The organism is Nocardioides sp. (assembly GCA_037045645.1).
Taxonomy (GTDB): Bacteria; Actinomycetota; Actinomycetes; order Propionibacteriales; family Nocardioidaceae; genus Nocardioides.
Genome location: JBAOIH010000001.1, coordinates 1,150,416 through 1,175,821, shown reverse-complemented (window position 1 = coordinate 1,175,821; position 25,406 = coordinate 1,150,416). Strand labels below are relative to the sequence as shown.

20 protein-coding genes and 3 pseudogenes are annotated in these 25,406 nt (G+C 67.6%); 1 reads left to right on the top strand and 22 read right to left on the bottom strand.

Annotated elements, in window-relative coordinates:
• Positions 1-23: 23 nt before the first annotated feature.
• Positions 24-3,582: pseudogene (gene dnaE, locus V9G04_05780) on the bottom strand (DNA polymerase III subunit alpha).
• A 422-nt stretch (positions 3,583-4,004) separates the two neighbouring features.
• Here dnaE and V9G04_05775 point away from each other — a divergent pair.
• Positions 4,005-4,487, top strand: coding sequence for a hypothetical protein (locus tag V9G04_05775; protein ID MEI2712803.1), 483 nt, complete (start codon positions 4,005-4,007; stop codon positions 4,485-4,487).
• A gap of 52 nt (positions 4,488-4,539) precedes the next feature.
• Here V9G04_05775 and V9G04_05770 read toward each other — a convergent pair whose 3' ends face one another.
• The 21 genes and pseudogenes from V9G04_05770 to rsmH all read right to left on the bottom strand — a co-directional run bounded on the left by V9G04_05770 (position 4,540) and on the right by rsmH (position 25,373).
• Positions 4,540-5,034, bottom strand: a complete 495-nt coding sequence (locus V9G04_05770; protein ID MEI2712802.1) for a GNAT family N-acetyltransferase — start codon at positions 5,032-5,034, stop codon at positions 4,540-4,542.
• On the bottom strand, positions 5,021-5,950 hold the full coding sequence (locus tag V9G04_05765; GenBank protein ID MEI2712801.1) for an RluA family pseudouridine synthase: 930 nt from the start codon (positions 5,948-5,950) through the stop codon (positions 5,021-5,023). The genes V9G04_05770 and V9G04_05765 overlap by 14 nt, the downstream gene beginning before the upstream one ends.
• The gene (lspA, locus tag V9G04_05760) at positions 5,947-6,462 is read right to left on the bottom strand and encodes a signal peptidase II (GenBank protein ID MEI2712800.1); all 516 of its coding nucleotides are present in this window, start codon (positions 6,460-6,462) and stop codon (positions 5,947-5,949) included. The genes V9G04_05765 and lspA overlap by 4 nt, the downstream gene beginning before the upstream one ends.
• A gap of 35 nt (positions 6,463-6,497) precedes the next feature.
• Positions 6,498-7,277: a TraR/DksA C4-type zinc finger protein gene (locus V9G04_05755; protein ID MEI2712799.1), complete on the bottom strand. Its 780-nt coding sequence runs from the start codon at positions 7,275-7,277 to the stop codon at positions 6,498-6,500.
• A gap of 195 nt (positions 7,278-7,472) precedes the next feature.
• Positions 7,473-8,231, bottom strand: coding sequence for a DivIVA domain-containing protein (locus V9G04_05750; GenBank protein ID MEI2712798.1), 759 nt, complete (start codon positions 8,229-8,231; stop codon positions 7,473-7,475).
• Between the two features lie 121 nt (positions 8,232-8,352).
• Positions 8,353-8,871 (bottom strand): cell division protein SepF, encoded by a 519-nt coding sequence (gene sepF / locus V9G04_05745; protein MEI2712797.1) that lies wholly within the window; start codon positions 8,869-8,871, stop codon positions 8,353-8,355.
• Between the two features lie 72 nt (positions 8,872-8,943).
• Entirely contained in the window at positions 8,944-9,645 is a 702-nt protein-coding gene (locus tag V9G04_05740; GenBank protein ID MEI2712796.1) for a YggS family pyridoxal phosphate-dependent enzyme, read from the bottom strand.
• The gene (locus V9G04_05735; GenBank protein ID MEI2712795.1) at positions 9,642-10,289 is read right to left on the bottom strand and encodes a polyphenol oxidase family protein; all 648 of its coding nucleotides are present in this window, start codon (positions 10,287-10,289) and stop codon (positions 9,642-9,644) included. Before V9G04_05735 ends, V9G04_05740 begins: the two co-directional genes overlap by 4 nt.
• A gap of 64 nt (positions 10,290-10,353) precedes the next feature.
• A complete protein-coding gene (gene ftsZ / locus V9G04_05730; protein MEI2712794.1) occupies positions 10,354-11,592 on the bottom strand; it encodes a cell division protein FtsZ in 1,239 nt (412 codons plus the stop codon).
• A 189-nt stretch (positions 11,593-11,781) separates the two neighbouring features.
• Positions 11,782-12,312: an FtsQ-type POTRA domain-containing protein gene (locus V9G04_05725; protein ID MEI2712793.1), complete on the bottom strand. Its 531-nt coding sequence runs from the start codon at positions 12,310-12,312 to the stop codon at positions 11,782-11,784.
• A 249-nt stretch (positions 12,313-12,561) separates the two neighbouring features.
• Positions 12,562-13,980 (bottom strand): UDP-N-acetylmuramate--L-alanine ligase, encoded by a 1,419-nt coding sequence (murC, locus tag V9G04_05720; protein ID MEI2712792.1) that lies wholly within the window; start codon positions 13,978-13,980, stop codon positions 12,562-12,564.
• Positions 13,977-15,053, bottom strand: coding sequence for an undecaprenyldiphospho-muramoylpentapeptide beta-N-acetylglucosaminyltransferase (murG, locus tag V9G04_05715; protein ID MEI2712791.1), 1,077 nt, complete (start codon positions 15,051-15,053; stop codon positions 13,977-13,979). The genes murC and murG overlap by 4 nt, the downstream gene beginning before the upstream one ends.
• A gap of 20 nt (positions 15,054-15,073) precedes the next feature.
• Positions 15,074-16,342, bottom strand: coding sequence for a putative lipid II flippase FtsW (gene ftsW, locus V9G04_05710; GenBank protein MEI2712790.1), 1,269 nt, complete (start codon positions 16,340-16,342; stop codon positions 15,074-15,076).
• A 37-nt stretch (positions 16,343-16,379) separates the two neighbouring features.
• The gene (gene murD, locus V9G04_05705; protein MEI2712789.1) at positions 16,380-17,855 is read right to left on the bottom strand and encodes a UDP-N-acetylmuramoyl-L-alanine--D-glutamate ligase; all 1,476 of its coding nucleotides are present in this window, start codon (positions 17,853-17,855) and stop codon (positions 16,380-16,382) included.
• Positions 17,837-18,943, bottom strand: a complete 1,107-nt coding sequence (gene mraY / locus V9G04_05700) for a phospho-N-acetylmuramoyl-pentapeptide-transferase (GenBank protein MEI2712788.1) — start codon at positions 18,941-18,943, stop codon at positions 17,837-17,839. Before mraY ends, murD begins: the two co-directional genes overlap by 19 nt.
• The gene (murF, locus tag V9G04_05695; protein MEI2712787.1) at positions 18,940-21,210 is read right to left on the bottom strand and encodes a UDP-N-acetylmuramoyl-tripeptide--D-alanyl-D-alanine ligase; all 2,271 of its coding nucleotides are present in this window, start codon (positions 21,208-21,210) and stop codon (positions 18,940-18,942) included. The genes mraY and murF overlap by 4 nt, the downstream gene beginning before the upstream one ends.
• A 50-nt stretch (positions 21,211-21,260) precedes the next feature.
• A pseudogene (locus V9G04_05690) lies at positions 21,261-21,310 on the bottom strand (hypothetical protein).
• 73 nt (positions 21,311-21,383) lie between these two features.
• Positions 21,384-22,001, bottom strand: a pseudogene (locus V9G04_05685) (Mur ligase domain-containing protein).
• A complete protein-coding gene (locus tag V9G04_05680) occupies positions 21,931-23,772 on the bottom strand; it encodes a penicillin-binding protein 2 (protein MEI2712786.1) in 1,842 nt (613 codons plus the stop codon). The pseudogene V9G04_05685 and the gene V9G04_05680 overlap by 71 nt, the downstream one beginning before the upstream one ends.
• Before the next feature lie 47 nt (positions 23,773-23,819).
• Positions 23,820-24,383, bottom strand: coding sequence for a hypothetical protein (locus V9G04_05675; GenBank protein MEI2712785.1), 564 nt, complete (start codon positions 24,381-24,383; stop codon positions 23,820-23,822).
• A gap of 3 nt (positions 24,384-24,386) precedes the next feature.
• Positions 24,387-25,373, bottom strand: a complete 987-nt coding sequence (gene rsmH, locus V9G04_05670; protein ID MEI2712784.1) for a 16S rRNA (cytosine(1402)-N(4))-methyltransferase RsmH — start codon at positions 25,371-25,373, stop codon at positions 24,387-24,389.
• Between the last annotated feature and the right edge of the window lie 33 nt (positions 25,374-25,406).

Here is a 25,406-nt window from a genome sequence, read left to right as displayed (position 1 = left end):
TTCGCGTCGGGGCGATCTCGTCCTCACGCGCCCAAGCATCCCGGACCCAGCAACTGTTTGAGGTCGGCGAACAGCGCAGGACTGGGCTTCACCCGCAACCCCTCGTCGAGCTTGAGCACGGTGGTGCCGGTGCGCGTGAGGAGGCGCAACCGCACCTCCGTGACGCCCGGATGCGTACGCAAGACCTCCTTGAGCCGTTCCACCACAGGCGGCGTACATCTCGTCGAGGGCAGACTGATCGTCACCGGTCCGCTCGGGCCATCGGTCAGGTCGGGCAAGGAGACCTGCTGGCCGGTCATCGACGGCTGATCCTCCTCACGGCGGAAGATGCCCTTCACCGTCAAGATCGCATCGGGGACCAGGTGGGTGGCCGCAAGTTGATAGGACGACGCGAAGAACCGGATGTTGATGGCGCCTTCGAGGTCCTCCAGGGTGACGATCGCCCAGGTGTCGCCCCGCTTGTTGATCTTGCGCTGGACGCTGGTGACCAGCCCACTGACGGTCACCGGAGTGCCGTCGGCGCGATCCTCGTCCGCGATCAGTTGACCGATCGTGCAGTCGGTGCCTTGCGAGAGCACATGTTCGAGCCCCAGCAGCGGGTGGTCGGACACATACAGCCCGAGCATGTCGCGCTCGTGACCCAGCAGCGTCATCTTGTCCCACTCTTCTATGTCGGGGATCGCGACTGAAACGCCGAAACCGGCGTCGTCGTCATCGAATGCTCCGAAGAGGGAGTCTTGTCCGATCGCCTCGTTCCGCTTGATGTCGACGAACTGATCCACCGCGAGTTCGTGGATCGCGACCAGCGCTCGACGCTGGTGCTTCATATCGTCGAAAGCGCCCGCCTTGATGAGGGAGTCGATGACGCGCTTATTGCACACCAGCGCAGGCACCTTCTCCATGAAGTCGTTGAAGTCGAGGAAGCGGCTCTTGTCCTCGCGCGCACCGACGATGCCCTCGACCACGTTGCCACCGACGTTGCGGATCGCGGTGAGACCGAACCTGATGTCACGCCCGACCGGCGTGAAGTTGGCGTGCGACTCGTTGACATCCGGCGGGAGCACCTGGATCTTCATCCGGCGACATTCGTTGAGATAGATCGCCATCTTGTCCTTGTCGTCCTTCACCGAGGTGAGGAGCGCAGCCATGTATTCGGTCGGGTAGTTGGCCTTGAGGTAGGCGGTCCAATAGGTGATGACGCCGTACGCCGCCGAGTGCGACTTGTTGAACGCGTAGTCGGAGAACGGGAGCAGGATCCCCCACAGCGTGTCGATCGCCTTCTGGGGGAAGTTGCGCTCCAGCATGCCGTCGCGGAACCCGGCGTACTGCTTGTCGAGTTCGTCCTTCTTCTTCTTGCCCATCGCGCGGCGCAGGTTGTCGGCCGCGCCGAGCGTGAAGCCGGCCAGCACCTGGGCGATCGCCATCACCTGCTCCTGATACACGATCAGGCCGTACGTCTCCCCCAGCACCGGCTCCAGAGCCTCGGCCAGCGCCGGGTGGATCGGCTCGATCGGCTCCCGGCCGTTCTTGCGACGTGCGTACTTGTTGTGCGAGTCCGCGCCCATCGGGCCGGGGCGATAGAGGGCGCTCACGGCCGTGATGTCGGCGAACTCGTCGGGCTGCATCGACCGCAGCAGTGAGCGCATGCCCGAACCATCGAGCTGGAAGACACCGAGGGTGTCGCCGCGTCCCATCAGCGCGTACGTCGAGCGATCGTCGAATGGGAGTTCCTCGAGGACGATCCTCTCGCCTCGATTCGCCTCGATATTGACCAGCGCGTCTTCGAGGATCCGCAGGTTGGAAAGCCCGAGGAAGTCCATCTTGACCAGGCCGAGCGACTCGCACATCGGATAGTCGAACTGCGTAATGACCGCGCCGTCTTGCGGTCGGGACATGATCGGCACGATGTCGATCAGCGGCTCGCTCGACATGATCACGCCGGCGGCGTGCACGCCCCAGTTGCGGATCTGGCCTTCCAGGCCGAGCGCAGTGTCATAGATCGTCCGGACGTCGGGGTCCTGGCTGTGCAGCGTGCGGAACTCGCCACCGTCGTTGTAGCGCTTGTGGTCGGCATTGAAGATCTCGCGGAGCGGGACGCCTTTGCCCATCACATCGGCGGGCAACGCCTTGGTGATCCGGTCGGAGATCGCGAATCCGTGGTCGAGGACGCGCGCAGCGTCCTTGATGGCCGCCTTGGCCTTCAGCCTGCCGAAGGTGGCGATCTGGGCGACCCGGTCGGCGCCGTACTTCTGCGAGACGTAGGTGATCACCTCGCCACGACGTGCGTCGTCGAAGTCGATGTCGAAGTCGGGCATCGAGGGTCGCTCGGGATTGAGGAACCGTTCGAAGAACAATCCGTGTTCCAGCGGACACAGGTCGGTGATCCGCAGGGCGTACGCCGCGATCGAGCCCGCACCTGAACCGCGACCGGGGCCGACCCGGATGCCGTTGTCCTTGGCCCAGTTGATGAAGTCGGCGACCACCAGGTAGTAGCCGCAGTAGCCCTTCTGGCTGATCACGGCGAGTTCGAGTTCCGTACGCTCGCGAACCGCGTCGGTGGTCAACTCACCGGGATAACGCGCCTCGATGCCGCGCCACACCTCGTGACGGAACCACGACTCCTCGGTCTCGCCCGCCGGGACGTCCGCGCGGGCCATGTAGCCACCGGTGGACTCGGTGAACTCGACCTCGCAGCGTTCGGCGATCGCCAGCGTGTTGTCGCACGCCTCGGGCATGCCGAAGCGCCCGGCCCACAACTCCCGCATCTCGGCGGCCGACTTGATGTAGTAGCCGCCCCCGTCGAACTTCAACCGATTGGGATCGGACAGCCGCTTGCCGGACGCGACGCAGATCAGCGCATCGTGGGCGTCGGCGTCCTCGGGGTTGTTGTAGTGCGAGTCGTTGGTCGCGATCGGCGCGATGCCCATCTGCTTGCCAAGGCGCAGCAGGTCGTCTCGGACCCGCTTCTCGATGTCGATCCCGTGATCCATCAACTCCAAGAAGACGTTGTCACGACCGAAGATCTCTTGGAGCTCGCCCGCCTCGCGCACCGCCTCGTCGTACTGTCCCAGGCGCAGTCGCGTCTGGATCGCACCGCTGGGACACCCAGTGCTCACGATCAGCCCTGAGCTGTGCTCGGCGAGGATCTCCTTGTCCATGCGCGGTTTGTAGAAGTAGCCCTCCAGGCTGGAGCGCGACGACAGCCGGAAGAGGTTGTGCATGCCGGTGGTGTCCTCGGCCCACATCGTCATGTGGGTGTACGCCCCGCCGCCCGCGACGTCGTTGCCGCCCTCTTCGGCGAGATCCCCCTGTCCCCACCGCACGCGGCGGCGCTCACCACGCTGGGTGCCGGGCGTGACATACGCCTCGATCCCGATGATCGGCTTGACGCCGTGCTGGCGTGCCTTGCTGTAGAAGTCGTACGCCCCGTGCAGGTTGCCGTGGTCGGTCATGGCGATCGCCGACATGCCGAGGTCGCTGGTGCGGCTGAACAACCCGTTCGAGAAGCGAGGCGCCGTCGAGCATGGAGTACTCGGTGTGCACGTGCAGGTGGACGAAATCGTCCTTGGAGCCGACGGACATCGAGGGTGATCCGCACCTTTCCTGGGTCGCTGGAGCAGGGCGTTGCTGACTGATCAGCGGCGCCGCGCGAGGGTCCGTACGGCACTGAAAGGGGAAGAGCGATCAGCCTACGTCAGTGTGTCAGCCACGACCGACAAGGCACGCCTCGGCCACCGCGACGGTGGGGTGATGCGTTGACCCGGAGAGACCGTAGAAAGACTCCTAAGTGACCCTGCTCACAAACCGATGAATTCGACGTAACGAATGCGGACTTCTTCCGTCACATACCGCACACTGCTCGTGCAACTTGCAGTGCAAACACCGTGTTACACGACCGGAACCTTATCTCAGACGTACTCTCGAAAGGCCCCCGATGACCTCCCTTTCCCGCCGCTCCGTCGCCAAGGGCGCCGCGTGGTCCGTGCCCGCCAGACCCGGGGGCCGTGCTGGTGCCCGTGTCTGGCAGCGCCCCGTCGTACAACCTCGCCGCGTTGAACTCGACGCAGGAGCTGCTCCAACTGAACTTCGGCGCCTACACGGTCAACCAGGCCCAGGCACCCGCAAACTCCACCGGCTTCTATGTGACCATCACCGGCATCACCATCGTCGGCAGCGACGGGGCGACATTGCCCTTCACCTTCACCCAGAGCGCTGGCGGCTCCCCGGTGATCAACGGCTCAGGTGGCGCGATCTCCGTTGCGGGGACTGTGACGTCTGGCCACCCATTCACCGACTTCTACGGAGACTTGGGCCTGCTCCGCGCCAAGTACCACCTGGCCACGATGCAGGTGAGTTACTCCGTCACGTTCCTGGATTGGCTCGACCCGACGAACAGCGTCACCTGCTCGGCCGTCTCGACCGCGTCGTTCACTTTCAGCGCAACTTTGAACAACTGGCAGGTTGGCCCGATCAACGGCAGCCTCTGAGACACCTTCCTCGTCGCCCGGGCCGCACCCCCCGCGGCTCGGGTGACGTGCATCATCGCGTGCGAGTCCAGCCCGGCACACCTGGCCAGGCCATCTTGACATCGGGGCTGCGCTCTTCGTTGGCCGAGCCGTCCGTACGCTCCAACTCCAGCAGACCGCGGCGACGGTAGAACCCACGCGCGGGTGCATTGGACTCGAACACCCACAGGCAGAAACCACCAGGTCGAAGAGCCTTCGCCACCTCGAGCAGCGCAGTCCCGATCCCCACGTGTTGATGGCGCGGGTCCACATAGAGGTCGTCGAGCCAGTCGTCCTTCATCCTCGCCAAGCCCACGACCGCGCTGTCGCGCTCGGCGACCCACACGTCGTACTGCGTCAGGTCCCACGCCTGCACCCACGCGCGCACCTGATCGTCGGGCCGTACGAATGGCGGCATCTGCGGTGCGGCGGCACGCCGGGCACTGATGAAAACATCCGCGACCTGGGCCAGGTCGCCAGACTGCGCCGGCCTGAGCGTGAGGTCCGGGGTCTGGTCAGTCGGCGGCACGGATGACTTCGAGCGCGTGGGCGAGGTCGTCGGGATAAGGCGACTCGTACTCGACGTACTCCCCCGTCTCGGGGTGCAAGAAGCCGAGTTTGACCGCGTGCAACCACTGCCGTTCAAGTCCGACACGCTTGGCCAGCACCGGATCGGCGCCGTAGTGGAAGTCAGCCACGCACGGGTGGTGGAGCGCGCTCATGTGCACGCGAATCTGGTGGGTACGTCCCGTCTCCAGGTGCACTTCCAACAGGCTGGCGAAGCGGTGCGCCTCCAGCGTCTCGTAGTGCGTCACGCTGTGGCGCCCACCCGACATCACCGCCATCTTGTAGTCGTGCTTGGGATGTCGCGCGATGGGTGCGTCGATGGTGCCCTGCCAGGGATCCGGGTGCCCCTGCACAAGAGCGTGATAGGTCTTGTCGACGGTGCGGTGCCGGAAGGCGTTCTTGAGTACGGAGTACGCTCGCTCGCCCTTGGCGATCACCATCACACCCGACGTGCCCACGTCCAGACGCTGCACGATCCCTTGGCGTTCGGAGGCACCACTGGTGGCGATCCGAAAGCCCGCGGCGACCAGGTGGCCGACCACAGTTGGGCCGTTCCACCCCGGCGACGGGTGCACCGCCACGCCGACCGGCTTGTCGATCACGACCAACGCATCATCGTCGTGGATGATCCGGATGCCCTCTACGATCTCCGGAACCACCGTCACCGGATCGGCCACGTCGGGAATCGTCACATCCAGCATGGCGCCGCTGGCGACTCGATGACTCTTGACCACCTGGGCACCGTCGACGGCGACGTGCCCCTCGGCCACGAGTTCGGCCGCACGGGTGCGCGAGAAGCCGAACATCCGAGCCAAGGCGGCGTCGACACGCTCGCCGGCCAATCCGTCGGGTACCAGCACGGTGCGTTGTTCGCTCACGCGTCGCCCTCCTTCGCGGAGCCGGCCGATTCCTCGCGCGTCCCGTCGTACGAGATGCCGCGCAGGGCCAGCAGCAAGATCAGCCCGGCACCCACATTGATGCAGATATCGGCGACGTTGAAGATCGGCCAGTTGGGCAACCGGAAGAAGTCGACCACGTGGCCGCGCATCGGTCCCGGCTCACGCAACAGGCGATCGGTGAGATTTCCGAGCACTCCGGCACCCACAAGCCCGATGCCCACGGCCCACCCTCGGTGGCGAGTCAGCCAGGCGAAGCGCCATGCCACCACGGTCGCCACGACAGCCAGGCAACTGAGGAACACCGTGAACCGCTCGCCCATGCTGAAGGCCGCGCCCGGGTTGCGGATCAAATAGAGAGTGAAGAAATCGCCCACGATCTCGACACTGTGACCGGGCTCGAGCCGATGCACCGCGACGATCTTGCTGAGCACGTCGCTGACATAGCAGACCGCGAAGACCAGGACGAACAGGCCGAAGCGGCGAGGGAGCACGCTGGGTTGGTCAGATCCGTCATGGCCGCTGGGAGTCAGCGGCGCTCCTCGCGCTGTTTGCATGTCACGCACAGTGTGGCACGCGGGAACGCCATCACTCTCATCTTGCCGATCGGGTTCCCGCAAGATTCGCAGATGCCGTATGTGCCATCCTCGATCCGTTCCAGCGCACGATCAATCTGCGCCAGCATGTCGCGCTCGTTGTGGACGAAGGCGAGTTCCTGGTCACGTTCGAACGACGTAGCTCCCATGTCGGCCTGATCGTGTCCAGCGCCGTCACCGGCGTCGCGCATCAGATCGGCCAGGTCACGCTCTTGCTCGGTGACCTCCGCGCGCAGGCGACTGCGCTGCTCGTGCAACTCCTTGAGGACGTCGTCGAGTTCCTTCTTGGTCCACTTGGTCTCGCCCTCGCGTACGACGAGGGTGCCGACAGCGGCTTTCTTCGCCGGTGTCTTCTTGGCGGGCGCCTTCTTCGCCGGTGCCTTTTTGGCGGCCGTCTTCTTGGCGGGCGCCTTCTTCGCGGCCGTCTTCTTCGCGGCTGCCTTCTTGGCGGGCGCCTTCTTCGCGGCTGCCTTCTTGGCGGGCGCCTTCTTCGCGGCCGTCTTCTTGGCGGGCGCCTTCTTGGCGGGCGCCTTCTTGGCGGGCGCCTTCTTGGCGGGCGCCTTCTTGGCGGGCGCCTTCTTCGCGGGCGCCTTCTTCGCGGGTGCCTTCGTGGCGGGCGCCTCCTTCGCGGGAGCAGCCTCGACAACTGCGGACCGGCCCGAGATCGCCCTCTTGGCCGTATCGGCGATCGAACGGGCCAAACTGCGCACCATGCTGGGGAGACCTCCGACGTGGGTTGACCTGCGGCTTCTGCCGCTGATCGTGACCGGAGGCTAGCCGAGCCTCATCGCCTTTCCAAGCCTCCAAAGGGTGAGTCACCGCCACGGTGGCAGGTCCACCGAAATCGACCGACGGCCGATCCGCACAGCGGATCGGCCGTCAGCAGCGACTGTTGCTGGGGAAGGGCGTCAGCCCTCCTCCTCCCCGAGGATCGAACGAAGACGCTTCGGCGGCTGCGTCGACTCGGGCATCTCCGCCTCGGGATTGACGCTGGAGTTGTCCAGCGCCTCGAGTTGCTGGTTGAAGTAGCTCTTGAGGCGCGAGCGGTATTCGCGCTCGAACGAACGCAGACCCTCGATCTCGTTGGTCAACTTGCCGCGCTCCACCTCGAGCGCACCGAACAGTTCCTTGCGACGCTCGGCGGTCTCGGAGTCGAGCATCTGCGAACGGGTCCGTGCGTCGGACTCCATCTTGTCGGCGCTGGCCTTGCTCTCGGACGTCAGGCGCTCGGCCTTCGTGCGAGCCTCACCCACGATGGCGTCGGCCTGGTTCTTGGCGTCGTCGACCAACTCGTCGGCGTTGCGCGTGGCGATCTCCAGCAGGCGCGCGGCGGCATTGGACGCCTGCGGCACAGTCTCGACACGGATGGGCTCCGCGGCCGCCACCGGGGCCGCCGCCGCTACGGGCTCGGGCTCTGCCGGGGTCTCCACGACCTCGTCGGCGACCGGCTCCTCTGCCACGTCGGGCTCGGCTGCCGGGGCGAAGCCACTGCCGCTGGCCTGCGCGTCACCAAGGCGCGCACGCAGTTCTTCGTTCTCCCGGTTGAGACGGGCCAGCTCAGCCTCCACCTCGTCGAGGAACTGGTCCACCTCGCCCATGTCGTACCCCTCGCGAAGGCGTACGGGCGTAAAGCGCTTGTTGCTCACGTCCTCTGGCGTCAGCGGCATGACCTCACCCATCTATCTCTCGGTTACTGCGTCACAACTACGAACACGCGAACAATAGCGCGCCGCGCGGCATGCTCCGACCACGGCGCCCCCTGGGCGTCGGTGCCCAGAACAAGCGTGATCAGCTCTGGTTGAAGAAGCCACCCTCGGAGAGTCGCTGCTTGTCCTCCGCGCCCACATTGACGTTGTGGGGCGAGAGCAGGAAGACCTTGTTGGCGACCCGCTCAAGCTTGCCGTGGGTGCCGAAGACCAACCCGGCCGCGAAGTCCACGATGCGCTTGGCGTCTGCGTCGTCCATGTCGCTGAGGTTCATGATCACCGGGATGCCCTCGCGGAACTCCTCGCCGACGGTACGCGCCTCGTTATAGGTGCGCGGCTGCAAGGAGATGATGCGGGACAACTCGACGACTCCGGGACTAGGGACCGCGCGCGGGCGGCGGTCAGCGAGATCTGAGACGGGGGCAGGCGTACGGCTCTCGCGGCGCGGGCGCTCCTCGACGTCGAAGCGGCCACCACGCGTGGTCTGCACTGCTTCGGTGTCGTATTCGTCGGCGCCGTCGTACTGGTCGCGTTGGTCGTACGCGCCGGTGTCTTCGACGAGACCTAAGTATTCGCCGATCTTCCGCATCGCACTGGCCATGGTCTTCCTCCGCAGTTGTGCGTCCCGGCCGGCTCGCGTGAGCCTCCCGTCGACGCTGCTTGATGTGAAACGCTACTTGATCGAAGGCCTTGATCCGAGGATCGCGGTGCCGACGCGTACGTGTGTCGCGCCTGCACCGATCGCCTCCTCGAGGTCGCCGCTCATGCCCGCACTGAGCCACCCCGCGTCGCGGTGTCGGGTCAGGAAGTCCGACCGGATCGCGCGCAGTCGAGAGAACGCGTCCGCAGGCTCCGCGCCCAGGGGCGCGACGGCCATCAACCCACGCAAGCGCAGCGCGTCGTGCTTGTTCACTTCGGCAGCGAGCGCGTCGAGTTCGGTGGGCACGACCCCGTTGCGACCGTCCTGTGTCTCGGGCGGGTCGAGACTGACCTGCACCAAGACCTCCAGCGCACGTCCGCGCTCTTGGGCAGCACGGGCGAGCCCGGGCAGGAGTTTTGCGCGGTCGACGGATTGCACCACGTCGGCATAGGCCCCCACCGCCGCAGCCTTGTTGCTCTGCAGACCGCCGATGTAGTGCCACGTCAGTCCGAGATCCGCGCAGGCCTCTGCTTTGTCCCGACCTTCAGGATGACGGTTCTCCCCCACGTCGGTGACGCCGAGGTCTGCGAGCAGCCGCACGTCGGAGGCTGGGAAGAACTTCGTGACCACCACAAGAGTGACCTCGCTGTCATCTCGACCTGCGTCGCGACATGCCGTGGCGATCCGCTCGCGCACCTCGCTGAGGCCGGCTGCAAGTTCGTCTCGACGATTCATCGGTGACTCCAGACAAGGCCTGCGAATCGAGTGGCCGCGTCGCCGTCGCGTCGGTAGGACGGCCACTCGACGTCCTCTCGGGTACACACCCCGACATCGCGAACGTCTTCGATGCCCGCCTGCGCCAACTGGGCGCGTACGCCGGCGCCCAGATCGAGCGCGGGGGTCTGCCACGAGGTCGTACTCCGCGTCTCGGGCACCGCCCGCACCACCCGCTCCTGCAGATCCGACGGCACCTCATAACAGCGACCGCACACGTGTGGGCCGATCCACGCGACAGTCGGGGCCGCTCCCGCGGCAGACATCGCGGCGATCGCGCTGGGTACGACTCCCCGCTCGACCCCCGGCCGTCCGGCGTGCGCAGCCGCGACCACACCGGTGGCCGGATCAGCCAGCAGCACAGGCACGCAATCGGCCGCGCGGGCCAGCAGAGCGATCCCTGCGTCCACGGTGAGCATCGCGTCACAGGTCGGGGTGGGAGACGTGGCGTCCACCGCGACCACCTCAGCGCCGTGCACCTGACGCATCAGCCGGGGCTCGGCCGAGGTCGCGGCGGCCACGGCGGCGAGCGCACGGGCACGTACGTCCTCGGCCGCGTGGTCGGAGACGTCGAGTCCGGGCCCGGTGAAGGCAACCTCGATCACGAAGTCGCCCCTCACCCGGTCTCGCAGGCGCAGGGTGTCGACGGATCTAGTCACTCGAACGGGGTCACTTCAAGAAGTCGGGGACGTCCAGGTCGTCGTCGAATTCCACCTCACGCGGCTGCGGCTTCGCGGCGCTGGGCCGGGTCGCCTCGGACCCACTCGACGACTGGCCGGAGGACTGACCGGTCGACTGACCGCCCGACGACTGGCCGCCCGACGACTGAGCCGCGCCACCAGAGGCTCCCCCGGACGAGACTCCCGTCGCGGGCCGGTTGATCGCCTGGACGGCCGCACGAGTCTCTTCCTGGGACTGTTTGGGTTCGCGCCGCAGCACCGTGCCCTCGTCGCGACGCTTCGGCATGCCACCGTCGAAACCGGCCGCGATAACCGTGACGCGCACCTCGTCTCCCAGAGCATCGTCGATCGTGGCACCGAAGATGATGTTGGCTTCCTCGTGCGCCGCCTGCGCCACCAAGGCCGCCGCCTCGTTGATCTCGAAAAGTCCGAGGTCGGATCCGCCCGCGATGGAGAGCAGGACGCCGTGAGCGCCGTCAATCGAGGCCTCCAGCAGCGGACTGGACACCGCGTGCTCGGCAGCCTGCACCGCCCGGTCCTCACCGCGCGCCGAGCCGATGCCCATCAACGCCGATCCGGCGTTGGCCATCACGGACTTGACGTCGGCGAAGTCGAGGTTGATCAGGCCCGGGGTGGTGATCAGGTCGGTAATGCCCGAGACGCCCTGGAGCAGCACCTGGTCGGCCTGCCGGAACGCGTCGAGCACCGAGACGTTGCGGTCGCTGATCGACAGCAGGCGATCGTTGGGGATCACGATCAAGGTGTCGACCTCTTCGCGCAGTTGGGCGATGCCCTCCTCCGCGGAGTTGGCTCGACGCCGACCCTCGAACGCGAACGGCCGCGTCACGACACCGATCGTCAGCGCACCGAGCGAGCGAGCGATCCGCGCAACCACTGGCGCGCCGCCCGTCCCCGTGCCGCCGCCCTCACCCGCAGTGACAAAGACCATGTCGGCGCCCTTGAGCACCTCTTCGATCTCGTCGGCGTGATCGTCGGCCGCCCGCGCGCCGACCTCGGGGTTGGCGCCGGCACCGAGCCCGCGGGTGAGTTCGCGGCCGATGTCGAGTTTGACGTCGGCGTCGCTCATCAGCAGCGCCTGAGCGTCGGTGTTGATCGCGATGAACTCGACGCCCTTGAGGCCGACCTCGATCATCCGGTTGACGGCGTTGACACCGCCACCGCCGATCCCCACGACCTTGATGATCGCCAAGTAGTTCTGTGCTGCCACGGCAGGGTTGCCTTTCGGGAGTGGACGTACGGGACGCGATGTGGGGAAGTCACCGGCCGACGAACTCAACCCTCACCGTCATGTAGAGGGTTATAGTTATGTCAACCTGATGATGGTGACGACAGTAGGCATCCCGGACGGCGACATGCCAGCGACACACGCAGGCGTCGAGAATTTCCCGCAGAGATTTCAGGGGAGGGGCGTGGCAGGGAGTCGATCCGAGGTGGTCGGCTGGCCCGGCACACTGACGTCGTACGTCTTCGCCGGCCGCTTGAGCAGCACGGTCAGCACCTGGGCCTTCTGCTCGGATTCCTCGGCGCTGCCCCACATGATCACGCGCTGGTCACGCAGGACCAGCCAGATCTGGTCCACCGTCACCACCGACAGGTGCGCCACCCGGCCTTGCAGCGGCGTAGGCAGCGACGCCAGCACCAGCGCGGCCTCGTGCAGCGCCTCTCCCCCGGTGACTCCGGATGTCTTCACCAGCGGCAATGCGACCGGACGCTTGTCGAACTTGCGAAACACCACGCCCTGGTCGTCCATCCCGCGGATGTCGTCGCCGAGGTCCACCACGGCAACGGCCTTGCGTTCGGTGACCGCGATCTTGATCGCGTCCGGCCAGGCTCGAGTCGCCGTCGCCGACTTGACCGCCGCGATCCCCTCCACGCGGCGCTCGATCGTGTCCAGATCGATGCGCGCGAGTGGACGCCCCTCGGGCACGTCGGCTGGCGGTGCGGATCTGGCCCGCGCTGACGAAACCGTTGCCGGACACGCCGACCTGTTGCACCGCCAGGTGCGAACTGAAGTAGACGAGCCAGATGCCGGCCACGACCAGTGTCACGGTGACCAGCGCCGCCAGGAGCGGCTTCCAGTTCAGCCACCGGCGTCGCCACTGCCGGCGCACGAAGCGGCGGCGAGTGCGGGCACGCTCTCGCTCGCTCGGGTCCATGGCCGGGGTCGCCGTCTTGGTCATGGCGTGGTCTCGGTGAGCGCGTCGAGGATCACCGGACCCAACGTGGTGACGTCACCGGCCCCCAGGGTGAGGACCAGGTCCCCGGGACGCGCCCGGCGTACGGCCTCCCGCACACCCTCGGCAAGCGTGGGTACGTACGCGACCTGCTCGCCAGGCAGTGGCACGGCGTCGGCGACCAGCGCCCCCGTTACGGCCGGGTCGGCATCCTCGCGCGCGAGATAGACGTCGAGGACGACGACCTCGTCCGCGGCGCCGAGTTCGCGCCCCATGTCGGCGCCGAAGATGCGGGTGCGTGAGACCAGGTGGGGCTGGAAGACCACGACGACACGCCCGTCACCGGCCAGGGCACGGGCGGCTTCCAGGTCGCCGCGGATCTCCTGCGGATGGTGAGCATAGGAATCAACGACTCGGACACCTGCCGCCTCACCCTTGGCCTCCATCCGGCGCGCGGTGCCCGTAAATGCCTCCATCCCCGCCACCAGTGGCTCGAACTCGAATCCCAGCCGCATCCCCACCGCGAGAGCGGCAGCCGCGTCGAGCAGATAATGCGAGCCCGGGATCCGCAGTCGGAGTTCGCCCAGCGTCGAGTCGCCTCGCCGGATGGTGGCCCGCGACAGTCCGTCGGTGAAGCGGGTGTCCTCCAACCGAAGGTCGGCGGGAGCGGAAGTCGCGACGCGAATCACCTCGAGCCCGCGCCCCTCGGCCTGCTCGGCCACCTCCACAGCACCCGGATCGTCGGTGCAGCACACCACGAAGCCGGCCGGGTCGATCCGGTCGAGGAAGTCGGTGAAGGCCCGACGATAGGCCTCCTCGGTCCCCCAGATGTCGAGGTGATCGGCATCGACGTTGGTCACGATCGCGGCGTGGGGCGCGTAGACCAGGAACGCACCGTCGCTCTCGTCAGCCTCCGCGACGAACAGATCGTCGCTGCCATTGCGGGCGTTGCGACCCGTCGTCGAGAGCACGCCACCGACGGCGTACGTCGGGTCGGCCCCGGCGGCGAGCAGCGCCACGGTGAGCAGTGACGTGGTCGTGGTCTTGCCGTGGGTGCCGGCGACGGCCAGGACCCGACGGTCGGCCATCACCGACGCGAGCCCTGCCGAACGCGGCCACAGGGTCAACCCGCGCCGCCGGGCCTCGACGACCTCTGGGTTGTCCTCTCGTGCCGCGGTCGTCACGACCACGACGTCCGCGTCGCCCACGTGGGTGGCGTCGTAGGTCAGATGTGGCTCGACTCCGAGATCACGCAGGCGCCCGAGGAACGGGGTGTCGTTGTTGTCGCTGCCGGTGACGTGAATCCCCCGCTCGGCCATGATCGTGGCGATCGCCGACAGCGCCGCCCCTCCGAGGCCGACGAAATGGACGCGGCTGAGTCCGGCGGCCGGGGTGATGACATCGGGGACCTCGATCTTCATGACCGGCCCCCGAGTTCGGTGATGATCGCAGCCAGTTTGTCGTCAGCATCACGTGGGATCAGCGCAGTGGCCGCCGCCCCCATCCGGGCCAGTCGGTCGGGGTCCAGCGCCAGCTCGGGCACCTGCGCGGCGACGTATTCGGAGGTCATGGCGGCGTTGTCGACCAGCAGCCCTCCCCCGGCATCCACGACCGCGCGGGCGTTGCGCGCCTGCTCACCGTTGCCGATCGGCAGTGGGACGTAGATCGCCGGCAGGCCGACGGCGGCGGCTTCGGTCACCGAGTTGGCCCCGGAGCGGCAGACCACGAGGTCGGCCGCGGCGTACGCCAGGTCCATCCGGTCGACGTACGACTCCACGACATAGGGCACATCGCCAACAGCCGGGGAGGCGCTGCCCTTGGGTCCGACCACGTGCAGCACCTGGACGCCTGCGTGTGCCAAAGCGCCAGCCGCGCCGCTGACTGCCTCGTTGAGTTGCCGGGCTCCTTGAGACCCCCCGGTCACCAGCAACGTCGGGCGATCGGCGTCGAGCCCGAAGTGGGCTCGGCCTTCGGCACGCAGCGTGGCCCGGTCCAGGGTCGAGATCATCCGCCGGATCGGCAAGCCGATGTAGTGCGCCTTGGGCAGCGGAGTGTCGGGAAAGCTCACCTCGACCCGGTCGGCGAACCGCGCGCCGGCCTTGTTGGCGATGCCGGGCACGGTGTTCTGCTCGTGGATCACCAGCGGCAACTTGCGCCGCCGGGCTGCGAGGTAGGCAGGCATCGAGACATAACCGCCATAGCCCACCACCACGTCGGGGCGGGTGCGGTCCAAGACGTCGTACGTCGCGCGCACGGCGGCGCGCAGGCGAGTGGGTACGCGAAGCAGGTCCGCCGAGGGACGTCGGGGCAGCGGTACGGGCGGGATCAGCTCGAGTGGGTAGCCGGCGGCGGGGACGACTCGGGTCTCGAGTCCGCGCGCCGTGCCCAGGCAGGTGATCTCGACGGCCGGGTCCAGGCGGCGCAGGGCGTCGGCGGTCGCCAGAAGTGGAGAGGTGTGCCCGGCGGTGCCGCCGCCGGCGAGGAGTACGCGCATCGGTGCGACCTTAGTCCCGGTCACCGCGTGGTCGGCGTCGGGCGACGCCGACGCGCGGCCAGTGCCGCAGCCGCCGCAGGCTCTCGACGCGCGAAGCCCACGAGCAGCCCGACGGCCACCAATGACGGCACCAGTGCCGATCCCCCGTAGGAGATCAGGGGCAACGGGATGCCGATAACGGGCAGGACGGTGAGCACCATGCCGACGTTGATCACCATCTGGCCCAGCAGCCACACGATGATCCCGAAGGACATGTAGCGCACGAACGGGTCCTCGGTGCGTTGGGCGACCCGGATGCCCGCGAACGCCAGGGCCAGGAACAGGCTGACGACCAGCAACGTGCCCACGAGTCCGAGTTCCTCACCCAGCACAGCGAAGATGAAGTCGGTGTGGGCTTCGGGCAGGTCTCCCCACTTTTGCCGACTCGCGCCGAGACCCTCACCGAACCAGCCACCGCTGGCCAGCGCGTAGAGGCCGTGCGCCGGTTGCCAGCCGGTGCCGTGGTAGTCGCGGAACGGGTCGGAGAAGTTGGCGATGCGCGCCATCCGGGTCGGGCTGACCGCTGCGAGCGCGATAGCCAGCACACCGATCACACTCAACGACAGCGCGAAGAGCCGCGGCGGCGCGCCCACCACCCACAACATGCCGAGCATGATCGCGAAGAGCACCAGCGCGGTGCCCAGGTCACGTCCGACCAGCACCAGCGCGATCACGGTCACCATGCCGGGCACGACCGGCACCAGGATGTGATGCAACGAGTGCAGCCGGCGTTCCTTGTTGGCGTAGATGTTCGCGGCCCACAGGACCAGTGCGAGTTTGGCGATCTCAGCCGGCTGAATCGAGAACGGCCCCAGCGCCAACCAGTTGCGGTTGCCGTTGACCTCGACACCCCATCTGGCCACCAGGCCGAGCAGCAGGATCGTGACCAGGAAGCCTGGATAGGCCAACCGGCGCACCCACCGATGCGGCAGGCGGCCGGCGATCCAGGCACACGGCACCCCGATCGCCACCCACATCAACTGCTTGACCACAACGGCATAGGAGTTGCCGTCGTAGTTCTTGTACGCATAGATGCTCGAACTGCTCAGCACCATGATCAGACCGATGCTCAGCAGCATCACTGCGGCGCCGAGCAGCAGGTAGTAGTCGGCCAGCGGCTTGTCCAGCGCGTCCCTGACCAGGTCGCGCCAGTGCGAGAGCCGAGCGCGGATCCGGTCGACCGGGTTGGGTCGCGCGGCAGCGTCGACGGGGCGTTTGGTGGCGGGAGCCTCGGGGTCGGTGGTGGTCATCGGACCTCCTCCCCTGGTGCTCGCTGGCCCGGTGTGCTCAGGCCCCGGCGCTTCTTCGTACGGCAGCGGCGAACGCGTCGCCGCGCTCGCCGTAGTTCTTGAACATGTCCATCGAGGCGCAGCCTGGTGCGAGGAGCACTGTGTCGCCCTGCCGGGCCAGGCTCCGCGCGGCCGAGACGGCCCGCTCCATGGGGGCACCAGTCTCGCGCTCGTCGATCGTGATCACCGGGACATCGGGAGCGTGTCGCGAAAGCGAACCGGCGATCACGTCCCGGTCGCGCCCGAGGAGCACCACACCGCGCAGGCGAGGACGCACGCGCTGCACGAGGTCGTCGAAGGTCGCGCCCTTGGCCAGCCCCCCGGCCAGCCAGACCACCGAGTCGTACGCCTGCAGTGAGGAAGCGGCTGCGTGCGGGTTGGTGGCCTTCGAGTCGTCTACGTAGGTAACACCGTCGATCTGGGCCACGGTCGCGATCCGGTGCCCGTCGGGGGTGAAGTTTCGAAGGCCGTCACGCACCGCCTGCTGGGAGATGCCGTGTGCGCGCGCCAACGCAGCCGCGGCCAGCGCGTTGGCGATGTTGTGCGGTGCCGGGGAGGCCAGGTCCGCGACGGTGCACAACTCGGCCGCCGACGTCTGCCGCTCCTCGACGAACGCACGATCCGCCAGCACGTCATCCACCAGACCCACCATCCCGACCGAGGGGATGCCGAGGGTGAAACCGATGGCGCGGGCCCCGTCCTGGACGTCCGCCTCTCGGACGAGTTCCTCGGTCAGCGGATCGGCGACGTTATAGACGCACGCACGCTGGACGCCTCGATAGATGCGGCCTTTGTCGGCGGCGTACGCGCCCATCGGATCCGCGCCGGAATACCAGTCCAAGTGGTCCTCGGCGAGGTTGAGGACCACGGCCGACTCGGCACGCATCGAGGAGGTGTAATGCAACTGGAAGCTCGACAACTCCACGGCGAACACGTCGTACGGCTCGGGATCCATGACGGCCTCGACGACCGGACGCCCGACATTGCCGATGGCCGCACTGCGTAGGCCCGCGGCGCGCAGGATCGAGTCGAGCATCTGCACGGTGGTCGTCTTGCCGTTGGTGCCGGTGATCGCCAGCCAGGGGGCCGGGCGATCGGGATCGCGCAGCCGCCAGGCCAACTCGACCTCCCCCCAGACCGGGACGCCGCGCGCGCTCGCCTGGGCGATCAGGGATGCGTCCGGACGCCAGCCGGGTGAGACGACCAGCAGGTCGCAGTCATCGGGCAGCGAGTCGGTGCTGCCGGGGCCAAGGCGCACGTCGGCACCCAGAACACCCAGCAGTTCGGCCTGCTCGTCCTTGGCGCCCCCGCCTGCTTCGTCGAGTGCGGTCACGGACGCGCCGAGGTGCGTCAGGTTGTCGGCGGCGGCAAAGCCGCTGACGCCGAAGCCCGCAACGGTCGCACGGATGCCGTCCCAGGAGTCTCGTTGGGTCAGGCCGTCGAGTGGGCGGCTCGTCACGAGGTGACCACCCATTGCGCGTAGAACACGCCGAGTCCGGTGGCGACGCAGAGGCCGCAGATGATCCAGAAGCGGATCACGACGTTGACCTGTTCCCATCCGAGCATCTCGAAGTGGTGATGCAGCGGAGCGATCCGGAAGACGCGATGCCCGGGTTGGACCCGGAAGACCTTGCGGAAGAGCCCACTGGACTTGCTGGCCTTGAACACACCGACCTGGATCATCACCGACATCGTGATCACCACGAAGAGCCCGCCGAGCACGATCAGCAGCAGTTCGGTGCGGGTCAAGATGGCCAATCCGGCCAAGGCGCCACCGAGGGCCAGCGAACCGGTATCGCCCATGAAGATCCTGGCCGGCGACGCGTTCCACCACAGGAAGCCGAAACAGGCGCCGGTGATCGCCGCCGAGACGACCGCGAGGTCGAGCGGATCTCGCACCTCGTAACAGTTTGCCCCCTGCCCCGCGCTGCAGGACTGGTTGGACTGCCAGATGTTGATCATCGTGTAGGCGCCGAAGACCAGGATGCTGCACCCGGTCGCGAGACCGTCCAGACCGTCGGTGAGGTTGACCGCGTTGGAGAAGCCCGTGACGAAGAACCAGATCAGCACCATCACGACGGCGGTCGGCAAGGTCCAGCCGAAGTCACGGATGAAGGAGAGTTGGTGTGACGCGGGACGCAGGTTGTCCTCGTCTTCGAGCCAGTGGCTCAACGCCAAGAAGCCGAACGTGAGCGCCACCACCGTCTGGCCGATCATCTTGGCGGCACTGCGCAGACCGAGGTTGCGTCGCTTGGCGACCTTGATGAAGTCGTCGAGGAAGCCGACGAATCCGAGACCGACGAAGAGGAACAACAACAGCAGCGCCGATGCGCTGGGCTCTTGCTGCGTGAGCAGTTTGGCACCGAGATAGCCCAGCACCGTGGCCAGGATGATGACCAGGCCACCCATGGTCGGCGTGCCGCGCTTGGTGTGGTGGGTGGTGGGCCCGTCCTCGCGGATCTCTTGGCCATAGCCGCGCCGAGACAACACGTTGATCGCGACGTGGGTGCCCAGCAGCGAGATCAGCAGAGCGATACCGCCCCCGAAGAGGATCGATTTCATGCTTCGTCTCCTCCGGTATCTGAGTCAGCGCGAGTGTCTGGGACCAGCAGTGCGTCCGCGACGTGCTCCAGCGCCACTCCACGCGACGCCTTGACGAGCACGACGTCGTCGGCTGCGACATTGTGGCGCACCCAGGACGCCGCCTCGTCGCGACTCCCCGAGCGTTGCACGAACGTGTCGTGGCCCACTGCGCCCTCGGCGATGGGATCTCCTTCGATTCCCACACTTACCAAGACGTCCACGCCCAGCCTGGCGGCGTACGCCCCCAGGGCGCGGTGTTCGTCAGCTGACTCCAACCCGAGCTCGCGCATCTCGCCGAGGACGGCGACCGTACGACCGGTGCGGCCCCGTCCCACCGAAACCAGGGCATCGAGGGCAGCGCGCATCGAGGCAGGGTTGGCGTTGTACGCGTCGTTGATCACCAGCAGTCCGTCACGGCGCTCGTGGAGTTCCATTCGCCACCGCGAACGCGCCGTCGCCTGCGCGATCGCAGCCGTGACCGCTTCGAACGAAACGCCGGCGGCCAGTGCCATCGTCATGGCGGCGGCTGCGTTGGTGAGTTGGTGTGTCCCGACCTCGCGCAACTGCACTCGCGCGCCCGTCGTCACCCGCGCGGAGTCGTCGGAGAACTGGAACATCGCCGACGGCCGGCCCAGCGCATCGGTGCGCATCGTGTGCCAGGCCAGCGTCGCCGGTGACGCATCGCTTTCGGGGTCGAACGCGCCGAAGGTCAGCACGCGTGCGCCCGTACGAGTCGACATCGCCTCGACTAGCGGATCATCGGCGTTGAGCACGGCGAAGCCGTCTGCACCGAGTGCCTCGACGATCTCGCCCTTGGCCTGGGCGATGGCCTGCTGGCTGCCGAATTCCCCGACGTGCGCAGTGCCGACATTGAGTACGGCCGCGACATCGGGTGGCGCGATCTCACACAGATAGGCGATGTGGCCGATCCCGCGTGCCCCCATCTCGACCACGAGGTGCCGGGTGTCTGCCTGCGCCCGCAGCACGGTCAGGGGTACGCCGATCTCGTTGTTGAAGTTGCCCGCGGTGGCGACGACTGCTCCGTGGCTCTCCAGGATCGAGGCGAGGTAGTCCTTCGTGCCGGTCTTGCCCTGGGAGCCGGTCAACGCGTACACGGTGACACCCTCGATCCGCTCGAGTACGTGACGTGCCAAGCGCCCGAGGGCGAGCACCACATCGTCTACGACGACGGTCGGGGCCGGGGTCACGCGGGAGCCCAGTACGGCTGCTGCTCCCGCCGCGACAGCCGCCTCCGCGAAGTCGTGCCCATCGGCACGCTCCCCCGCGATGGCCACGAAGAGGCCGGCCTGCTCGGCCGCACGGGTGTCGACGAACGCGGCTCCGGTGACGGTCGCGTCGCCGTGCGCCGTGCCACCCACGACGTCGGCGATCTGCTGGAGGGTCATCGCGATCATCGGGTCGCCAAATTCTGCGCGCGCGACCTCGCGGTCGTCGAAGGGGTGGATCACGCCTTGAATCTCCTGACCGGTCTCGTGGCCCTTGCCCGCGATCAGCACGATGTCGCCGGGGGCAGCCAGGCGTACGGCCCGGGCGATCGCGGCTCGCCGGTCACCGACCTCCAGCACCTCACACCCCGCCTCGGCGACGCCTGCGAGCATGGCGGCTCGGATCGCTGCCGGCTCCTCGGTGCGCGGGTTGTCGTCGGTGATGATCAACACGTCGCTCCCTTCGGCAGCCAACGCGGCCATCAGCGGTCGCTTGCCGGGGTCACGGTCGCCACCGGCTCCGATGACCGTGATGATCCGGCCACGGGTCAGCGGTCGCAGCGTCGCGAGCGCCGCCTCGACGGCGTCGGGCTTGTGCGCATAGTCCACGACGACGAGGAAGTCCTGACCGATGTCGACGCGTTCGAGCCGCCCGGGGACTCCAGGGGCCGAGGCGATGCCGTCGGCGACAAGTTGGGGGTCCAGGCCGACCTCGGCGCAGGCCGCGACCGCCGCCAGGGTGTTGGAGACGTTGTAGAGCCCCGCGAGAGGACAGACCGCTCGAACCCTGGTGCCGTCCGGTCCGAGGATCGTGAAGGTCGACCCCTCGGCGCTCGGCACCACGTCGACGCAGCGCCAGTCGGCACCGGAGTCGGCACCACCGAACGTACGCATCTCGATCTCGGCGGTCTCCGCGAGGCGACGGCCGAACTCGTCGTCGATGTTGACCAGACCTCGTCGAGCCCGCGCGGGCGTGAAGAGAGACGCCTTGGCCGCGAAGTAGTCCTCGACGGTCGGGATGGAAGTCCAGATGGTCGCGCCCGAGGTTCAAGAACACCGCAAGGTCGAACACGACACCGTCCACGCGGCCGAGCACCAGCGCGTGACTCGACACCTCCATCACGACAGGCGTCGACCTCCTGCTCCCCCATCACCGCGAACAGCGCATGCAGGTCGGGGGCCTCCGGTGTGGTGAGCGAGGTCTGCACATCCTGGCCACGCACTCGAGTGCCGATCGTGCCAATCACCGCGGCCGGAACGCCCGCCGCCTGCAGCCCCCCCTCGGCGATGCGGCTGGTCGTCGTCTTGCCCTGGGTGCCGGTGATCCCGATCATCCGCATCGCCTCGGCAGGCCGGGCGTACACCCGAGCGGACAACTCGCCGAGCACCGCTCGGGGCCGCTCGACGATCAGCAGCGGGACACCGGCGGGAACGAGTTCGGCGCCCGCCCGGTCGGTGAGGACCGCCACCGCGCCGGCCTCGACGGCCTTCGAGGCGTACGACGCCCCGTGGGCGCGAGTGCCGGGCAGCGCGGCGTAGAGATCGCCGGGAACGACGCGTTGCGTGGCCAGACAGATGCCGTGGATCGTCGCGTCGCCTCGCCGCTCGACATCCTGGCCCGACTCGGCCAGCCAACCCTGCACCTGCGCCAGGCTCGCGTCGGGCGACGACTGCGGTCGCACCGGCACTCGTACGTGTTCAGCCACCACGGACGTCGAGGCTAACGGGTCGCGACACCGGTCACCTGCTCCGACCCGAGGACCACTCCACCGGAAGGTCGGACGGCTTGCGTCCCGTGGGCGGCACGCCATAACGGCGCAGGGCGTACTGCATGATCTTCGCGAACGCCGGACCACCCACAGACCCACCGCCGCCGTCCTTGCCGGGCGCCTGGATCACCACATAGACCGTGAAGCGAGGGTCGTCGGCCGGGGCGAAGCCCGCGAACGACAGCGTGAACGTGCCGTCATAGCACTGGCACTCCTCACCGACCCGCTGGGCGGTGCCGGTCTTGCCGGCCACCCGGTAGCCAGGGATCTGCGCGCTCGGCGCGACACCGTCCTCGGGGTCGACGACCTTCTCCATCATCTTCATGACCTGGCGGGCGGTCTTCTCGCTCACCACCCGATGGGTGGTCGTACGGTCGGTGCCTACGGTGGCGCCCGCGTCGGTCGTAGCCGAGCCCTCGATCAGGCTGGGTGCGACATACAACCCACCGTTGGCGATGGTGTTGATCGCCGCAGCCATCTGGAGTCCGTTGACCGAGAGCGACTGGCCGAATGCCATGCGGTCCTTGGTCTGCGAGGTGAGCAGCGCCCCCTCCGGCACGATGCCGGCCGACTCCCCGCGTACGCCGATCCCGGTCGAGGAGCCTTCCCCGAACGCGGTCAGATACCGGCGCAGGTCCGGGGCATCCATCTTGTCGGTCGCCAACACGGTGCCGATATTGGAGGACTTGGCCAGCACCCCTGTCAGCGTCAGGTTGATGTCACCGTGATCGAACCAGTCGCCGATCACCCGGTCCTGGCGCGCGAGTGAGGACGGCACTCGAAGCCGCGTGCGAGGAGTCACCTTGCCGGCGTCGATCAGCGCCGACATGGTCAGTGCCTTCTGCACCGAACCAGGCTCGTAGACATCGCTCATGGCACGCGAACCGAGGTCGTCCTCGTCGGCCTCCAGCGGCTTGGTGGCATCGAATGTCGGGTAGTCGGCCAACGCCAAGACCTCGCCGGTCTTGGAGTCCATCACGATCGCGAAGCCGGACTTGGCGCTGTAGTCCTCGACCGTCTGCCGGATCACGCGCTGGACGAACCACTGCAGATCCGTGTCGAGGGTGGTGGTGAGGTCGCGCCCGTCGACCGGCTTGACGACGACGTTCTCACCCAGCGGGATGCGGCGACCGCCGGATTGCTGGAAGCGCGCCGATCCGTCCTTGCCGGAGAGCAGTTTGTTGAACGTACGCTCGAAGCCCGCCAGAGGCTGAGCACCCTTGACCGGGTCGGGAGTGCCGAGGAAGCCGACCAGGTTGGCAGCGACGTCCTTGGCCGGGTAGGAGCGCGCCGGGTCACGCTCACTGCTCAGCCCCTTGAACTTCTGCTCGCGAGCCTCGGCCAAGACCTCGTCGGCCAGCGACGCCGGGACGCGCCGCGCGATATAGCGGAAGTTGGTGTTCTTGGCCTTGAGCGCCTGCAACGTGCGGAAGTAGTCCACGTTGAGTCTTTCGGCCAGCAGCGACGCCAGCGCCGGCGCATCCGGTGCGGTCCACTCGGGATCGGCGATGATCATCTTCGCCTCGACCGAGTCGGCCAACGGTTGTCCCGCGCGATCGAGGATGTCCCCGCGACGCGCAGGCAGCACCACGTTGACCGTGCCATCGGCCAGGGCCATCGCGGCGTACGACTTGGGGTCGACCGCCTGCAACTGGATCAGCCGAGCCCCGAAGACCGACAACGTCATCGCGATGATCAAGAAGCCCCACTTGAGCCGATCCTGGGGGCGCCCACGTCGACCACGCGGACGGGTGCCGGCGGACGAACGGCTGCGAAAGCGGCGAAGGGGCACGAAACGGGTCTTCCGGGTCATGGGTTGGGAGTCAGGCTGAGTGATGGGGCTGGCGTACGGCAGGTTGATCAGCGGCGCTGACGGTTCTGTGCGCTCGCTCCATCATTGCCGCGCCGGTCGCGAGTCTTCGACGTTGAACGCGCCGTGTCGGCCATTACTTGGCGAACCTTGGGCTTGGGTGCCAGGATCGCCGGCTTGACCGGCGGCAGGGGCTGAAGACGGACACCGTTCTCCGCGGTGGCCGGGGTCGGCTCACCCAGGATCCGACCTGTGCTGAGGTCGAGGAAGGCAGGCGTGCCGGCTGGCACCATGCCCATCTTCTGAGCCGCTTCGGCGACGCGCTGCGGCTCGCGCAGGGCATCGAGTTCCATCCGCAGGGACTGCTCGCGCGCGGTCAGGGTCTGGGCCTGATCCTCCAGTTGCGCGGCAGCGAAGCTGGCCTGTTGCAGGCTGGTGTTGAACAGCAGCAGCCCCACCACTCCCCCGACCAGGATCGCGGTCAACGCCACCACGAACGGCACCTTGGGGGCGCGCGGACGCCGCGTGGTCACCGCGCGCAGGCGGGGGGCACTGCCCTTTCCCTCGCGGGGCAGACGATCGCGCAAGGGCGCGAAGGCTTGCGACATGCTCATGGGTCAGGCTCCTCTGGATCGCTGATCGGTTGCCGGGTTGCCGCCTGGGCGAAGTCGTTCGATGGCGCGCAGTCGTACCGACGCCGCGCGCGGGTTGTGTGCACGTTCGGCCTCGTCGGCCGCCTCCGCACCTCGGGTCACCAGCCGGAAGGCAGGCTCCTGCCCTTCCGGGATGAAGGGCAGGTCCGGTGGCACGTCCAGTCGGGTGACCTGGGTGAACGCCCGCTTGACCACCCGGTCCTCCAGGGAGTGGTAGGACTCGACGACCACGCGTCCCCCGACGCCGATCGCCTCCAGCCCGGCCGGGATGGCGCGCCGCAGGACGGCCAACTCGTCGTTGACCTCCATGCGTAGGGCCTGGAAGGTGCGCTTGGCCGGGTGGCCGCCCGTACGCCGCGCGGGCGCGGGGATCGTCGCGTAGAGCAACTCGACCAGACGGCCGCTGTTGGTGAACGGCTCCCGTGCACGTTCGCGGACGACGGCGTCGGCGATCTTGCGGGCGAAGCGCTCCTCGCCGTACTCCTTCAGGATCCGGGTGAGGTCTCGGCCGTCGTAGGTGTTGAGCACCTCGGCCGCCGTGATCCCGGTCGTACCGTCCATCCGCATGTCGAGCGGGGCGTCCTGGGCGTACGCGAATCCGCGGTCGGCCCGGTCGAGTTGCAGCGAGGAGACCCCGAGGTCGAAGAGTACGGCGGCGACCTGGCCGAGTCCCTGGCCGGCGATGACCTCGGCGAGCTCGTCGTAGACCGCGTGCACGCCGACGAAGCGATCACCGAAATCGTGGAGGCGCTCACGTGCCGCGGCCAGGGCCTCGGTGTCGCGATCGATGCCGATCACGCGAGCCTGGGGGCAGGCGGTCAACACGGCCTGGCTGTGTCCGCCGAGTCCGAGCGTCGCGTCGACCAAGACCGCACCGGGTTCGTCCAGCGCGGGCGCCACAAGCGCGACGACCCGGTCCAACAGGACCGGGACGTGGCGGGAGTCGATCATCTGCCCGGCTCCTACTTCCCTAGTCCGAGGAGC

Excerpts from the sequence above, each read along its gene's own strand:
- V9G04_05755 (MEI2712799.1), bottom strand. The coding sequence starts at position 7,277 with ATGGTGCGCAGTTTGGCCCGTTCGATCGCCGATACGGCCAAGAGGGCG.
- V9G04_05750 (MEI2712798.1), bottom strand. The coding sequence starts at position 8,231 with ATGCCGCTGACGCCAGAGGACGTGAGCAACAAGCGCTTTACGCCCGTA.
- sepF (MEI2712797.1), bottom strand. The coding sequence starts at position 8,871 with ATGGCCAGTGCGATGCGGAAGATCGGCGAATACTTAGGTCTCGTCGAA.
- V9G04_05740 (MEI2712796.1), bottom strand. The coding sequence starts at position 9,645 with ATGAATCGTCGAGACGAACTTGCAGCCGGCCTCAGCGAGGTGCGCGAG.
- murC (MEI2712792.1), bottom strand. The coding sequence starts at position 13,980 with ATGAAGATCGAGGTCCCCGATGTCATCACCCCGGCCGCCGGACTCAGC.
- murG (MEI2712791.1), bottom strand. The coding sequence starts at position 15,053 with ATGCGCGTACTCCTCGCCGGCGGCGGCACCGCCGGGCACACCTCTCCA.
- ftsW (MEI2712790.1), bottom strand. The coding sequence starts at position 16,342 with ATGACCACCACCGACCCCGAGGCTCCCGCCACCAAACGCCCCGTCGAC.
- murD (MEI2712789.1), bottom strand. The coding sequence starts at position 17,855 with ATGGGTGGTCACCTCGTGACGAGCCGCCCACTCGACGGCCTGACCCAA.
- mraY (MEI2712788.1), bottom strand. The coding sequence starts at position 18,943 with ATGAAATCGATCCTCTTCGGGGGCGGTATCGCTCTGCTGATCTCGCTG.
- V9G04_05680 (MEI2712786.1), bottom strand. The coding sequence starts at position 23,772 with ATGACCCGGAAGACCCGTTTCGTGCCCCTTCGCCGCTTTCGCAGCCGT.
- V9G04_05675 (MEI2712785.1), bottom strand. The coding sequence starts at position 24,383 with ATGAGCATGTCGCAAGCCTTCGCGCCCTTGCGCGATCGTCTGCCCCGC.
- rsmH (MEI2712784.1), bottom strand. The coding sequence starts at position 25,373 with ATGATCGACTCCCGCCACGTCCCGGTCCTGTTGGACCGGGTCGTCGCG.